General features: G+C 60.5%; 12 protein-coding genes. 7 read left to right on the forward strand and 5 right to left on the reverse strand.

Features of this window, described 5'->3' with window-relative positions:
• Positions 1-303: 303 nt before the first annotated feature.
• The 3 genes from HYZ49_19100 to HYZ49_19110 all read left to right on the forward strand — a co-directional run bounded on the left by HYZ49_19100 (position 304) and on the right by HYZ49_19110 (position 3,711).
• Complete coding sequence (locus HYZ49_19100) at positions 304-1,290, forward strand: hypothetical protein (protein ID MBI3244391.1); 987 nt, start codon at positions 304-306, stop codon at positions 1,288-1,290.
• A gap of 340 nt (positions 1,291-1,630) precedes the next feature.
• Positions 1,631-2,398 (forward strand): alpha/beta hydrolase, encoded by a 768-nt coding sequence (locus HYZ49_19105; protein MBI3244392.1) that lies wholly within the window; start codon positions 1,631-1,633, stop codon positions 2,396-2,398.
• Between the two features lie 80 nt (positions 2,399-2,478).
• The gene (locus tag HYZ49_19110; protein MBI3244393.1) at positions 2,479-3,711 is read left to right on the forward strand and encodes an RNA polymerase sigma factor; all 1,233 of its coding nucleotides are present in this window, start codon (positions 2,479-2,481) and stop codon (positions 3,709-3,711) included.
• 32 nt (positions 3,712-3,743) lie between these two features.
• On the opposite strand, the gene HYZ49_19115 is transcribed toward HYZ49_19110, so the two are convergent.
• From HYZ49_19115 to HYZ49_19135, 5 genes are all read right to left on the reverse strand, one after another.
• On the reverse strand, positions 3,744-4,841 hold the full coding sequence (locus HYZ49_19115; GenBank protein MBI3244394.1) for an ABC transporter ATP-binding protein: 1,098 nt from the start codon (positions 4,839-4,841) through the stop codon (positions 3,744-3,746).
• Positions 4,841-5,647: an ABC transporter permease gene (locus tag HYZ49_19120; protein ID MBI3244395.1), complete on the reverse strand. Its 807-nt coding sequence runs from the start codon at positions 5,645-5,647 to the stop codon at positions 4,841-4,843. Before HYZ49_19120 ends, HYZ49_19115 begins: the two co-directional genes overlap by 1 nt.
• Before the next feature lie 2 nt (positions 5,648-5,649).
• Positions 5,650-6,501 carry an ABC transporter permease gene (locus HYZ49_19125; GenBank protein ID MBI3244396.1) on the reverse strand — a complete coding sequence of 284 codons (852 nt, stop codon included), beginning with the start codon at positions 6,499-6,501 and terminating at the stop codon, positions 5,650-5,652.
• Between the two features lie 88 nt (positions 6,502-6,589).
• Positions 6,590-7,669: an extracellular solute-binding protein gene (locus tag HYZ49_19130; protein MBI3244397.1), complete on the reverse strand. Its 1,080-nt coding sequence runs from the start codon at positions 7,667-7,669 to the stop codon at positions 6,590-6,592.
• Positions 7,670-7,683: 14 nt separating this feature from the next.
• A complete protein-coding gene (locus HYZ49_19135; GenBank protein ID MBI3244398.1) occupies positions 7,684-8,154 on the reverse strand; it encodes an Lrp/AsnC family transcriptional regulator in 471 nt (156 codons plus the stop codon).
• A gap of 218 nt (positions 8,155-8,372) precedes the next feature.
• On the opposite strand from HYZ49_19135, the gene HYZ49_19140 reads away from it, so the two are divergent.
• The 4 genes from HYZ49_19140 (at position 8,373) to HYZ49_19155 (ending at position 13,774) form a co-directional block, all read left to right on the forward strand.
• Positions 8,373-9,467 (forward strand): aromatic ring-hydroxylating dioxygenase subunit alpha, encoded by a 1,095-nt coding sequence (locus HYZ49_19140; GenBank protein MBI3244399.1) that lies wholly within the window; start codon positions 8,373-8,375, stop codon positions 9,465-9,467.
• Between the two features lie 46 nt (positions 9,468-9,513).
• Positions 9,514-10,716, forward strand: a complete 1,203-nt coding sequence (locus HYZ49_19145; GenBank protein ID MBI3244400.1) for an aminomethyl transferase family protein — start codon at positions 9,514-9,516, stop codon at positions 10,714-10,716.
• Positions 10,717-10,923: 207 nt separating this feature from the next.
• Positions 10,924-12,501 (forward strand): NAD(P)/FAD-dependent oxidoreductase, encoded by a 1,578-nt coding sequence (locus HYZ49_19150; protein ID MBI3244401.1) that lies wholly within the window; start codon positions 10,924-10,926, stop codon positions 12,499-12,501.
• A gap of 37 nt (positions 12,502-12,538) precedes the next feature.
• Positions 12,539-13,774: an MFS transporter gene (locus HYZ49_19155; GenBank protein MBI3244402.1), complete on the forward strand. Its 1,236-nt coding sequence runs from the start codon at positions 12,539-12,541 to the stop codon at positions 13,772-13,774.
• Positions 13,775-13,792 lie beyond the last annotated feature (18 nt).

Raw genomic sequence — 13,792 nt, forward strand, 5'->3', positions numbered from 1 at the left:
ATGAGGGAAAACCTCATGTCCGGTTCGAGGTGGCAGGGGATGAAAACCAGACATGGTGATGGTATTGAGGCACTCTCAGAAGAAATGGAGAGCAACGGGTCTGCCACACCTAAATCCAGGCGTCATCCCCTGACCCTACCAGGCGACGGCGGGGATTCTGCGGCATTTTCGAGTATTTTCCTCGCTTCGGGCTTTTCCTGCTCCCAAGCAGAGTCCATGCCCGCCCACTTGTCCCCGAAGGGGATAACGCAAACCGTTAGGCCACCAACAGCGTCTTTTGACCACGTAAGGAGCAACCGGCAGATGGCGACCAATCCACCCAAACGGCAAGCCCCGAAGCCAAAGACATCGGTCATACGCTGGCTGCTTGATTCTGACCCTTCGATCCGCTGGCAGGTGATGCGAGACCTGACCGATACGCCCGCGTATGAAGTCGCGGCCGAGCGCGCAAGGGTCGCCACCGAGGGCTGGGGCGCGCGGCTGCTCTCCTTGCAGGAGGCCGACGGCTCGTGGGGCGGCGCGGCATGGAACCGCGGGTGGAACTCCACGATGCACGTCCTGTGGCTGCTGCGCCACCTGGGGTTCGATCCTGCGAGCGCGGAGGCACGGCGCGCGGTGGGCCTCGTCCGCGACCACGTGACGTGGCAGGGTTCGGGACCGCAGGAGTGCGACGGCAACCTCTTCTTCGCCGGCGAGGTGGAGCCGTGCATCAACGGGCAGGTGGCGACGGCCGGCGCCTACTTCGGCCAGGATGTCCGCGGCATCGTCGACCGGCTGCTCGGCGAGCAGCTGTCCGACGGCGGCTGGAACTGCGAGGCGCCGAACGGCTCGACGCGGTCATCGTTCAACACCACGATCTGCGTGCTGGAGGCTCTGCTCGAGCACGAACGAGCGACGGGAGGGAGCCTGGAGGTGACCGAGGCCCGTCTCCGTGGGCAGGAGTACCTCCTCCAGCGCCGACTCTTCCGGCGGCAGTCGACCGGCGAAGTGATCGAGCGAGATCGCAAGGGCGACGCCGCGTGGACGCGCTTCGCCTTCCCGACGTGGTGGCACTACGACATGCTGCGGGGGCTCGAGTACCTGCGCAGCGCCGGCGTCACGCCCGACGAACGGGTGACCGAGGCGATCGAGCTGGTCGCGTCGAAGCGCGACGGAGACGGGCGGTGGCCGCTCGAGACCCGGTATCCCGGCGTGATGCCGGTCGAGATAGACGAGGGCGAGGGCCGGCCGAGCCGGTGGAACACCCTCCGCGCCTTACGAGTGTTGGACTGGTATTCAGCAGGAGACTAACGCAGATGCCGGCGGAAGGGGACTGGCAACGAGCCGAACTGGCCCGTTCAGTGACACTACCTACTAAGGTGGCCTAACAACCCGTCCTGAGAAACCGTCAGGCAAGTTGACGATAAACGATGCGGCGCACCGGTTTCTTTGGTGAAGGAATGCTGCAAGGCGGCATAGGGGATTGCAGCCGACGCGCTGCGCGGGTTCGGCGCGGCTGACGCGGAACGTTATGCCGCTGTGAAAGACCAGCGTCGCCCTGCTGGCAAATCAAGATATATCGTGCGGTTTAGGGCAGGCTCAACTTCGTAGGTTGTCCGCTGTTTCAGATTAGCAACAGAAGGAGAACAAAATGGGAACAGTAACTTCAAAAGATGGGACTCGTATCGCCTTTGACCAGTCAGGAGAGGGTCCCGCGATCATCCTGGTGGTTGGCGCATTCAACGACCGGGCTACCGGGGCACCGTTGGCTCGATTCCTCGAACAGCATTTCACCGTGTTCAACTATGACCGCCGGGGGCGAGGCGAGAGTGGTGATACCGCACCGTATGCCATCGAGCGCGAGATCAAAGACCTTGACGCCCTGATCGCGCAAGCCGGTGGATCGGCTTGCGTATTCGGATATTCGTCTGGTGCAACCCTGGCCCTGAGAGCGGCAGCTCATGGCCTCTCTATTTCACAGCTAGCTTTATACGACCCACCGCCGACAGGCTCTAAGGCGGGACAGCTCGCTCCCCAGCTCACCGAGCTAATCTCGGCGGGTCGCCGGGGCGATGCCGTCGAGCTTTTCCAGACCGAGGCAGTAGGCATACCAGCCGCCGTCGTTGCTCAGATGCGAAATGCGCCTTTCCGACCAGCGCTTGAAAAAATGGCACATACCTTGGTTTACGAATCGACTATCCTCAGGTCATTGCCAACCGGACTGGTGGCTTCCGTCCGAGTACCCACGCTCGTGATAGACGGCGAGGGAAGTCCTGAGGTGATGCGGCACGCGGCGCAATCATTGGCCGATGCCTTGCCTGAGGGGCGATATCGCACTTTGATAGGTCAAGGCCATGATATTGTCCCGGCTGTCGTAGGCCCCGTGTTGGAGGAGTTCTTTCGAGCACAAAGGAAATAGCCGACTTTCTTGCTCACACCTGATTACCTTTTCGGGCGTGGACGAACCGCACCCGCCACCTTTTTGCGTGGGGCTAGGGGATGACCGCAGCGGCACAGATAGAAACGACCTTCCGCGAAGAACATGGGCGTGTTCTGGCGGCGCTCATCAGCCAGCTTGGCGATTTCGCGCTGGCCGAGGAGGCGCTACAGGATGCGCTGGTCAATGCGCTGGAACGCTGGGAGAGCGACGGCATTCCGCGCAACCCCGGCGCGTGGTTGCTGACTGTCGCGAAACGCCGCGCCATTGACCATGTGCGCCGCGCGGCGATGCTGGAGCGTAAAGCCGTCATCCTCGACCTCGATTCTCTCGTCGCCAACCAGGACGAACCCGAGATGGACGACTCGATTCCCGATGAGCGCTTGAAACTGATGTTCACCTGTTGCCATCCCACGCTGGCGCTGGAAGCGCAAGTCGCGCTGACTCTGCACACGCTCGGCGGCTTGTCAACGCAGGAGGTTGCGCGCGCGTTCCTCGTCCCGGCGCCGACGATGGCGCAGCGGCTGGCGCGGGCGCGGAGCAAAATCCGTAACGCCGGCATCCCTTACCGCGTGCCGCCCGCCGACCTGCTGCCGGAACGGCTGGAGGCGCTGCTGGCGGTCATTTACCTGATCTTCAACGAGGGTTACTGCGCCACCAGTGGCGATACACTCACCCGGCATGAATTGTGTGGGGAAGCGATCCGTCTGGGCCGCGTGCTGGTGGATTTGCTTCCACAAAGCGCCGAGGCGCGTGGTCTGCTGGCGCTGATGCTGTTGCACGATTCGCGGCGCGAGACGCGGCTGGATGCGGCGGGCGAACTCGTCTTGCTCGACGAACAGGATCGGGCATGCTGGGATCGGGCAAAAATCCACGAGGGGACGGCGGTTCTGGACGAGGCGCTGGCCCTTAACGATCCGGGACCGTATCAGGTGCAGGCGGCGATCAGCGCATTGCACGCCGAAGCGCCGACGGCTGAGGCGACCGACTGGCGGCAGATCACGGCCCTCTATGATACGCTGGCGACGATGACTCCGTCGCCGGTGGTCGAAGTGAACCGCGCGGTGGCAGTGGCGATGGCGTCGGGCGCGCAGGCGGGTTTGCAGATGCTATTGCGCCTCGACAGTCAGGTGGACGGCTATTATCCCTATCACGCGGCGCGCGCCGATCTGCTGCGTCGGGCGAACCAGCGCGAGGCCGCCGCCGATGCCTACGAGCGAGCGCTCGCCCTGTGCGGCAACAGCGCCGAGCGCGCTTATCTTCAGCGGCGGCTGGACGAGATGCTCAATCGCTGACCGGCATCGCGGCTACAAGCCGCCCCACGATGCTAACCCGTCAACACCCGCCCATCCTTCTGCTTCCAATACACTTTCACAGCGTCGCCGACGCGAGGCTCGTTTGAGCCACTGCCGTTCGCATTTTGAATGCGGGCCACCACCGTCTCGCCCGAAGCCAGCCGGACGACGTAGCGGGTGTCAGTGCCGATGTAGATCACTTCCTGCACGGTGCCGTTCAAGGCGTTGGCTTCGTCCAACGGGGCCAGCGACACCTTCTCCGGGCGCACCGCAAGCGTGACGGTTTGGCCCTGGATCAAGGGTTGACGGTTCGACGACACTGACACGGTCTCCCCGGCAATCGTCATCTGCGCCCGGCCTTCGGCGGCGTGGATGACGGTTCCCTTCAAGAAATTGGTTTCCCCGATGAAGTCGGCGACAAACCGGGTGGCGGGCTTTTCGTAGATCGTCACCGGGTCGCCCATCTGCAACACCTGCCCCAGGTTCATCACCGCAATTCGATCCGACATTGTCAAAGCTTCTTCTTGATCATGAGTCACATAAATGAAGGTGACGCCGACCTGACGCTGGAGACGTTTGAGTTCGATTTGCATTTCTTTGCGGAGCTTCAAGTCCAGCGCGCCCAGCGGCTCGTCGAGCAGAAGCACGGCGGGGCGGTTGACCAGTGCCCGGGCCAGGGCGACCCGCTGTTGTTGCCCGCCCGAAAGTTGCGAAGGCTTGCGGCGGCCCAGGCCGGGCAGGCGCACCAGTTCCAGCGCTTCCTCGGCGCGTTGCTCACGCTCGGCGCGTGGCAGGCGCTTGACGACTAAACCAAAGGCGACGTTCTCGGCAACGGTGAGATGCGGGAACAGGGCATAGTTTTGAAAGACGGTGTTGACCGGCCTCTTGTTAGGCGGCACGTCCGTCATCGGCTGGCCCTGAATCAACAAGTCTCCGCTGGTGACGGCCTCGAAGCCGGCGATCATGCGCAGGGTGGTTGTCTTGCCGCAACCGCTGGGGCCGAGCAGGGTGAAGAACTCGCCGGGGCGAATCGCCAGGTTGATCTGGTGCACCGCAGTGACGGCTCGACCGGCTCCCAACCGGTCGCCAAAAATTTTGCTCACGTTGCGCAGTTCAACCGCAAACTCCATCAGATCACACCTTTCGATTCAGTGAATGAGCCGACGCGCCTCAACCATTCGGAGAGCAACACGATCAGCACCGAGCCGACCATGATGATGGCGGCCAGGGTGACGACCAGGGGCAGGCGGCTGGGGAAGCGTAACTGCGAGTAAAGATAAATGGGCAAGGTGGACTCAGTGCCGATGAGGAAGAACGAGACGGCGAACTCGTCGAAGGAGGTGGTGAAGGAGGAGAGAAAAGCGGACACGATCGCCGGGGCGCAGATCGGCAGGGTGACCCGCCTCAACGTGCCCCAGTACGTTTCGCCCAAGTCCATGGCCGCCTCTTCTAAATTGGCGTCGAAGCCCGCCAACCGGCTGGCGACGATGAGCATGGCGTAGGGAATGTTGATGATGACGTGGCCCACGCCGACCGTCCACAACGAAAGCGGGATGCCCAACTGAGCGAAGAGGATGAGCAGGGCCACGCCTAACACGACGTAGGGAATCACCATCGGCATGGCCGAAACGGCGAGGAAGAGTTTGCGGCCCGGAAAGTTGAAGCGGGCGATGCCGATGGCGGCCAGGGTTCCCAGGGCCGTTGCCACCGCCGACGAAATCACACCCAACACCAGGCTGTTGACGACAGCATCCAAAAGCTCATTGGCCTTTAGTAATTCCTGATACCACTTGAGGGTGAAACCTTTAAGCGGGAAGATGAGGTTGCGCGAGTCGTTGAAGGAAAAAATGATGAGCAGGAGGATGGGCGCGTAAAGGAAAAGGGTGAAGAGGGCGAAGTACAGGAAGCCGGGTGAGAGCAGGTTGCGGCGGCTCATCTTCAGAGACCTGCCAGATCGGAGAGGCGGATGAAGCGGCTGAAGAGGGCAAGCTGGATCAGCATCAGAGCCAGCATCACCAGACTCATCAACGAACCAAGCGGCCAGTTGAGGGCGCGCACAAATTGATCCTGGATGAGGTTGCCAAACATCACGCCCTGCACGCCGCCCACCAGTGACGGCGTCACCCACTCGCCGAGGGTGGGGATGAAGACGAAGAAGAAACCGGCGGCCACACCGGGCAAACTGAGGGGCAAGGTTACGCGCAGGAATGTCTCCCAGGCCGGGCAACCTAAATCGGCGGCGGCCTCAAACAAGTGACGGTCAATCCGTTGCAAGGCTGAGAAGATGGGCAAAGCTACAAATGGAACCCAAACGTAGACCAGAGTCACAATGACGGCAGTGCGGCTGTAGAGCAGGACGGGCGCGGCTTCAGTGATGAGGCCAGTGGAGAGCAAGAGAGAGTTGAGCAGGCCATTCGATCCCAGAATCAATTTCCAGGCCAGGATGCGGAGCAGGTAGCTCGTCCAGGCGGGGACGATGAGGATGGTGAGCAGGGTAAGCCGGGCCGGCCCGGCACGAAAGGCGAGAAAGTAGGCGATGGGATAAGCGAAGATGATGGAAAGGATTGAGGTGGCAAAGGCCACGATGGCCGATTGCAGGAGCAGACGGTGAAAGGAGGTGTTGCCGACGTAGTCCTGATAATGCTCAAGGGTGAACACGTCGCGCTCCGGGGAAAAGGTTCCGGCGCGGAAGCTGAACAGGGCTATGATGGCCATGGGCAGGAGAAAGAACAAGGCCAGCGACAGAGCCGGCGGAGACATGAGGGCGGCGATGCGACCGTGACTCTTCATGGAAGGTGTGCAGAGCACGGATTTGCGCGCTTCGCGTGGGCGGATCCGATCCGGAAATTCTGCAAATCCGTGCTGTTCTGAAGGATGCTTACGGCGCGGCCTTCACTTCATCCCACAAGCTGGTGAAGGCTTGTTGCTGTTCCGAGGTGAGCGACTGGAAGAAGACGGTGCGTTGAATAATGTCTGGTTGATCCAACTGCATGATCTTCACGTAGCTCTCATCGGTCAACGGCAGGGCGTCGGCGTTGGCGGCGCCATAAGCGTACTCATTGGACATGTTGGCCATGGACTGCGGCGCGATGGCGGCGTTGATGTACTCGTAAGCCAGATCAACATTCCTGGCCTTGCTGGAAATGCCGTAGCCGCACACCCAGCCCAGGCGGCCCTCTTTGGGGGTGATATATTCTACCGGTACGCCTTCATCCACCAGCGATTTATAAGCGTCTTGCCAGGTGTTGGCCACCACCCAGGCGTCGCCCGAAGAGAGCAGTAGCGGCACTTCGGTGAAGTCAACCCAGTAGGTGACCAGGTTCGGTTTGATCTCGATGAGTTTTTGTTTGATTTGTTCTTCTTGCTCAGGTGTGGTGTTCCACGGGTCGAAGCCCAGGGCCAGGGCGGCCATGGCATGGTTGGACTCGCCGGAATCCCACAACGCCACGTGCCCGGCATATTCCGGCTTCCACAAATCGGCCCATGATTGCGGAATGGTTTTGACTTTATCGGTGCGGACGATGATCGACTCGTAGCCCCACTCCCAGGGCACGAAGTATTGCTTGCCGTCGAACTGGCCCTCTTTGGCAAATTCGGGGCGGATGCCCGGCCAGTTGCTCAACTTTGAGGTGTCAATCGGTTGCACCAGGCCGTTGTCCACGTACAGCTTCCACCAACTGCTGCACGGGTGAACCAGGTCGGACTGAAAGCCGGTCTGAAGTTTGGCAAAGGCCTCGGCGTCTTCGGCGAAGAAGCTGAAGTCTACGGTGACATCAGGATACTTGTCGGCGAAGGGTTGCCAGAACTCCGGCAGTTCGTAGCCTGACCAGTCGAGCACGACGAGCGGGCCGGTTGGAGCGGCGGTCGGGGCCTCGGCGGGAGCCGCCGTGGTTGCCGGGCCGGCGCAAGCGGCTGTTAGCGTTGTAATGATGAGCAAGCAGAGATGAATGCGTTTCATGATCTCCTCCTTTGTCATTCTTCCAGTAGTCCCCATTGGTAAGTGTTTTTGACGATCCGCAAGTAGAGAAACGTCTCGGTCTCGCGCACCCCTTTGACTTTCGCTAACTTACTGGAAATGAAATTGAGCAGTTCGTCGTTGTCGCGACAGCCGACTTCGAGCAGGATGTCGTAAGAGCCGGTGCAGAGGGCCACGTAGCCAACCTCTTTGAATTTCTCGATGGCCGCCGCCGCTTCGAGCAGGCGCGTGCCTTCAACTTTGACGGCGATGGTGGCGGCGACGGCGTAGCCGATGGTGGCCGGGTCGGTGACGGCGGTGATTTGAACCAGGCCGGTCTCGATGAGGCGGGTGGCCCGTTGTTGCACGGTGGAAGCCGCCAGTCCCAATTCGGCGGCGATCTCGGCGTAGGGGCGGCGTCCATCTTTTTGCAAAATGCGAATAATCGCCAGATCGGTTTTGTCTAATTTGCTTTGGGATCGGGCCACGCTCATCTCCCTTCCAGGGCTTGGTTCGGGACGATTGTACGTTCTTTCAAGGTCAGGCGCAATGTAAGATTGATTTGTGATGATTCAACATCGCTTGTCTCCTGGCTCCGAATAATCGCCACGAAAACTCAATAAAACCTGTTGACATGATATTCTTTCCGCTTATACTCGTGCCGTCACCCGTTTCTGTTTGCCCTGAAATAGCAGAAAGGATATTTATGAGCATACTCAATACTTTGCCAGGCGACTTCTATGCCTCGGTCACGATCTTTCGCGATGAGATGGAGCGCATCTTCTACAAACGCTGGGTGTGCGTGGGCCGCGCCGACCAAATCCCCAATCCCGGCGATTTTTTCATCCAGAACATCGGCGATGAGAGTTTGATCATTACCCGCGACCGGAGCGGCGCGCCGCGCGCGTTTTACAACGTCTGCCGCCATCGCGGCACGCGCCTGTGCGCCGACAAGCAAGGGCGTTTCCACGAAACGATCCAGTGCCCGTATCACGCCTGGACTTACACGCTCGACGGGCGGCTCGTCGGCGCGCCGAACATGAACGAGATTGCCGGCTTCGACAAACGTGACTATCCGCTGTATAGTGCCTGCCTCGAAACCTGGCAGGGCTTCTTGTTCGTTAACCTTGATCCTGAACCCGAACCGTTGAGCCTGGCCTTCGCGCCGCTCGAAGGCAAATTTGATCGTTGGAATGTGGCGAGCCTGCGCCTGGCTCGCCGCATTAACTACGATGTGCAAGCCAACTGGAAATTGCTGGTCGAGAATTACTCGGAGTGCTATCACTGCCCGCTCGTTCACCCGGCGCTGGCTAAACTTTCGTCGCATCTAAGCGGCGCCAACGATCTGGTTGACGGGCCGCATCTTGGCGGCTACATGGTGATCAACGAAGAGCATGAAAGTATGACGATGACCGGCGGCACGCGCCGCCCGCCGCTGGGCGAAGTGTCGGGCGACGATTTGCGCCGCGTCTACTACTACTCCATTTTCCCCAACACACTTCTCAGCCTGCACCCCGATTATGTGATGGCTCACACCCTCTGGCCGCAAAGCCCGGAGCACACGCTCATCACCTGTGAGTGGCTGTTCGACCCGGAGACGATGGCCCGGCCCGATTTCAACCCGGACGACGCCGTTGAGTTTTGGGACATGACCAACCGGCAGGATTGGCACATCTGCGAGGAGTCGCAAATCGGCATGAGGTCGCGCGTTTACCGCCCCGGCCCACTGCACTCCGTTCATGAGAATCTGCCGGTGGCGTTCGATCACGAAGTGTTGAAGGCGCTCGGCCACTACTCGTAATGCGAATTGCGTTTACCGATAAGATAAGCAATACGGAACACGGAACATGCCCCGTTACACTCCCTTCTACTCACGCACCTCCGAACTTTGCCAAAGCCATAGCTGGCTCGAATGGTCGGGCTTCCTCGCGGCCAACATGTACGAGTTGCACCATCTTCGTGAGTATTGGGCCATTCGCACTGCCGCCGGCCTCATTGACATCTCGCCACTCTACAAGTATCACCTTCACGGGCGGGATGCCCTCAAGCTCCTCAACCGCGTCGTCACTCGCGACATATCGAAACTCGCCGTTGGGCAAGTGCTTTACACGCCCTGGTGTGACGAGCAGGGCAAGGTGATTGACGACGGCACCCTTCACCGCCTTGGCGAGAACCTCTACCGCCTCACCGCCGCCGACCCTACCCTGCGCTGGCTCCAGGATAATGCCCTCGGCCTCGACGTTCAAGTTGACGACGTCACCGAAGAGATTGCCGCCCTGGCCCTGCAAGGCCCGCTCTCGCGTGACATCCTGGACTCAATCTCCAATCCCTTAATCTCCAATCCTCTAATCTCTAATCTCCAATATTATCGCCTCACGCAAACGACGATTGCCGGTGTCCCCGCCACCATTTCCCGAACTGGCTACACCGGCGACCTGGGCTACGAACTCTGGCTCTCGCCCGCCAACGCCGAGCGCGTGTGGGACGCAATCACCGAAGCCGGCCAACCCTACAAGTTGCGCGCCGCCGGTCAACTCGCGCTCGACATGGCCCGCATCGAGGCTGGCCTGCTCCTCGTCGCCACCGACTTCGTCTCGGCCAAGAAGACAACGTTTGCCGTTCAAAAGTCAACGCCGTTTGAACTCGGTTTGGGTTGGGCGGTGAAGTTGGACAAAGGCAATTTTGTCGGGCGCGAGGCGTTGCGAAAAGAAAAAGAGCGCGGCCCGGCCTGGGCCACCGTCGGGCTTGAGGTGGGGTGGGAGTCGCTTGAAGGAGTCTATCGCTCGTTCAGAATGCCGATTCATTTGCCGCAGTCGGCCTGGAGCGTTGCGGTTCCGGTTTATGCCGACGGCCAGCACATCGGCAAAGCCACCAGTGGCGCTTGGTCGCCCCTGTTGAAAAAGTACATCGCCCTCGCCCGGCTCAGGCCGGAATACGCCCAACCCGGCGCGGCGGTCAATATGGAAGTGACGGTCGAAGCGCATCGCCGGTTGGCCGCCGCCACTGTCGTCGAGCTTCCCTTCTTTAATCCTGAAAGAAAGCGTGCTTAAAGGGATGCCTGAACATCCTCAAACAACAAGCGTCCTGAGCGGAGGGCGCGGTGCGGTTCCGCGCCCGCAGTCGAAGGACGCGGCTCTTGCGTGTAACCCGCACCCCCTTCGACTTCGCTCAGGACATGCTTCGACTACGGCCTGCGAACAGTACGCAGGCCTCCGCTCAGGGTGCTAATTTCGTGAGAAGCAAAATTGGACTCTCAAATGCAAAAGACTTATGATGCAATCGTGATCGGCGGCGGCCACAACGGGCTGACGACTGCCGCGTATCTTGCCCGCGCCGGCAAAAAGGTGCTCGTCCTCGAACGCCGCCATGTCCTCGGCGGGGCCGCCGTCACCGAAGAAATTTATCCCGGCTTCAAATACACGGTTTGCTCTTACGTCGTCAGCCTTTTGCGGCCCGAAGTGATCCGCGAACTGCAACTGCCGCGCTTCGGCCTGGAGTTGTTGCCGCTCGACAATTCTTTCGTCCCCACTGAAGACGGCGATTACCTTGCCATGTGGTCGGACGAAGCCAGCACCCGCGAAGAAATCAAACGCCACTCCAAAAAAGACGCCGACGCTTATCCCGAATTCAGCCACATGCTCTATGAAATGGGCTTTGCCGTGAAACCGATCCTGAGCAGTGTGCCGCCCGATCCCGCCTCCCCCGGCCTCGACGACGCCCGCACCGCCTTCGACTTGCTCAAGCATTTCAAATCGCTCGACAAGAAAACGCTCCATCAACTGACCAAGCTCATGACGATGAGCGCCTACGACTTTCTGGCCGAGTGGTTCGAGACCGATCTTCTGCGGGCCTCGCTTTCGGTCAACGGCATCATCGGCACTCTGCTCGGGCCGCGCTCGCCCGGCACGGCTTACGTTCTCCTGCATCACGTCATGGGCGAAATGGATGGCGCGTTCACCGTGTGGGGATTCCAAAAGGGCGGCACGGGCGGAGTGAGCAACGCCATTGCCGGAGCCGCCCGCCACTTCGGGGCCGAGATTCGGTGCAACGCGGCAGTGAGTCAGGTCATCGTCAGGAACGGGCAGGCGGTCGGCGTCGCTCTCCAAAGCGGCGAAGAAATTTACGCCCGCACCATCGTCTCCGCCCTCGATCCTCACCAGACTTTTTTGAAGATGGTCGAACCTAAAGACCTGCCTTCCGATCTGGTCGAGTCGATTCGCAAGTTCAAATTTCGCGGCTCGTCGGGCAAGGTCAACCTGGCCCTCGACAGCCTGCCCAAATTCACCGCCATGCCCGACCCGGTCTTGTTGCAGGGTGTGATGGACATCGCCCCCAGCACCGATTATCTCGAACGGGCCTACGACGACGCCAAGTACGGCGAGTTCTCGCGCCGCCCCTATCTCGACATGATCATTCCGTCCACGATTGACCCGACGATGGCCCCGCCCGGCAAGCACGTGATGAGCATCTTTGTGCAATACGCGCCCTACAAACTCAACGGCGGCTGGAACGATCAACAACGCGAAGCCTTCGGCGACGCCGTCGTCAACACCCTGGCCGAGTTCGCGCCCAATATCAAAGATTTGATTCTGCATCGCCAGGTGCTCACACCCTGGGATTTGGAACGCGACTTCGGCCTCACCGAGGGCAACATCTTTCACGGGGAACTCACCCTCGATCAACTCTTCTTTCTGCGGCCCGCGCCCGGCTGGGCGAAGTATCGCACGCCCATCCGCAACTACTATCAGTGCGGTTCCGGCACGCACCCCGGCGGCGGCATCACCGCCGGCCCGGGCCGCCTGGCGGCGCTGGAGATTCTGAAGGACTCTCGCTAATTGCTTATCGTGAGAGGCGCTGTGCTATCATCGCCGCATGAAAAATTACCTCAACCTGCTTCGCCTACGCCCTCAATTTCGATATTTATGGCTGGCTCAAGTGATCAGCCTGACCGGAGACTGGTTCAACACCATCGCCTCGGTGATTTTGATCAACCGTTACACCGACTCCAGTTTGGCAGTGGGCGGCCTGTTTCTGGCCCGCGCCCTGCCGCCGTTCCTGGCCGGGCCGTTTGCCGGGGTGGTGGCCGACCGCTTCAACCGCAAAGCCGTGCTGATCATCAGCGATCTTTTGCGCGCCGGGATCGTGTTGTGTTTTCTGTTGGTGGATAGGCCGGAGCGAGTATGGTTGATCTATGTTCTGTCCGTCATTCAGTTCGCCGTCTCGGCCTTCTTCGAACCGGCTCGCGCCGCCAGCCTGCCCACGCTGATCGCCAAAGAGGAACTGCTCACCGCCAACACCCTGTCGAGCACCACCTGGTCGGCCATGTTGACTCTTGGCGCGGCGATTGGCGGCGTGGTGGCGGCCATCTTCGGCGCGCAAATCGCGCTGGTGATAGACTCGTTAAGTTTCATTCTCTCAGCCTTGCTGGTTCTGCAGATTGTCATGCCAAAAACAACCGCCGCGCCCGGCGCGCATCATAGTGGCTGGGCCGACTTCGTGGCCGGCCTCAGCTACGTTCGCCAGCGTCCCAACGTCGGCGTGCTCACCTTGATCAAAGCGATGGGACAAATCGGGAGCATTGATGTGATGGGCGCGATCTACGCCCAGCGCGTGTTTCACTACGGGCAGGACGGCGCGGCCACACTGGGGCTGATGCTGGCCGGTTTCGGCGTGGGCGCAGTGGCCGGGCCGCTCGTCGGCAACCTGTTTCACGATCACAGCGCCCGCATGTTGAAGCGGGCCATCGTCGGCGGCTACGTCGCCATCGTCATCGCCTGGGTAATTCTGGGCGTCTCGCCGACTCTGCCCCTCGTTCTCGTCGGTTGCGTTTTGCGCGGCATGGGCGGCTCGCTCAACTGGACGTACAGCGATGTGCTGTTGCAAATGGCCGTGCCCAACAATTTTCTTGGCCGCGTCTATTCGCTCGACTTCGGCCTCTTCACCCTGGCCATGTCGGTCTCGGTCTGGCTCACCGGCCTGATGCTCGATCAATACATTGCCGACCCGCGTTTTCTGGCAATCGTGCTAGCCGCCATCTCAATCGGGCCGGTTGCCATTTGGGGAATCACCGTGCGCTGGCAAACTTCGGAAGCGATTCGCGAAGCGTAGGCGGACACGAAGTGTTTT

The sequence above is a fragment of the Chloroflexota bacterium genome (genome assembly GCA_016197225.1).
Taxonomy (GTDB): Bacteria; Chloroflexota; Anaerolineae; order Anaerolineales; family VGOW01; genus VGOW01.

Excerpts from the sequence above, each read along its gene's own strand:
- HYZ49_19100 (MBI3244391.1), top strand. The coding sequence starts at position 304 with ATGGCGACCAATCCACCCAAACGGCAAGCCCCGAAGCCAAAGACATCG.
- HYZ49_19105 (MBI3244392.1), top strand. The coding sequence starts at position 1,631 with ATGGGAACAGTAACTTCAAAAGATGGGACTCGTATCGCCTTTGACCAG.
- HYZ49_19110 (MBI3244393.1), top strand. The coding sequence starts at position 2,479 with ATGACCGCAGCGGCACAGATAGAAACGACCTTCCGCGAAGAACATGGG.
- HYZ49_19115 (MBI3244394.1), bottom strand. The coding sequence starts at position 4,841 with ATGGAGTTTGCGGTTGAACTGCGCAACGTGAGCAAAATTTTTGGCGAC.
- HYZ49_19120 (MBI3244395.1), bottom strand. The coding sequence starts at position 5,647 with ATGAGCCGCCGCAACCTGCTCTCACCCGGCTTCCTGTACTTCGCCCTC.
- HYZ49_19125 (MBI3244396.1), bottom strand. The coding sequence starts at position 6,501 with ATGAAGAGTCACGGTCGCATCGCCGCCCTCATGTCTCCGCCGGCTCTG.
- HYZ49_19130 (MBI3244397.1), bottom strand. The coding sequence starts at position 7,669 with ATGAAACGCATTCATCTCTGCTTGCTCATCATTACAACGCTAACAGCC.
- HYZ49_19140 (MBI3244399.1), top strand. The coding sequence starts at position 8,373 with ATGAGCATACTCAATACTTTGCCAGGCGACTTCTATGCCTCGGTCACG.
- HYZ49_19145 (MBI3244400.1), top strand. The coding sequence starts at position 9,514 with ATGCCCCGTTACACTCCCTTCTACTCACGCACCTCCGAACTTTGCCAA.
- HYZ49_19150 (MBI3244401.1), top strand. The coding sequence starts at position 10,924 with ATGCAAAAGACTTATGATGCAATCGTGATCGGCGGCGGCCACAACGGG.
- HYZ49_19155 (MBI3244402.1), top strand. The coding sequence starts at position 12,539 with ATGAAAAATTACCTCAACCTGCTTCGCCTACGCCCTCAATTTCGATAT.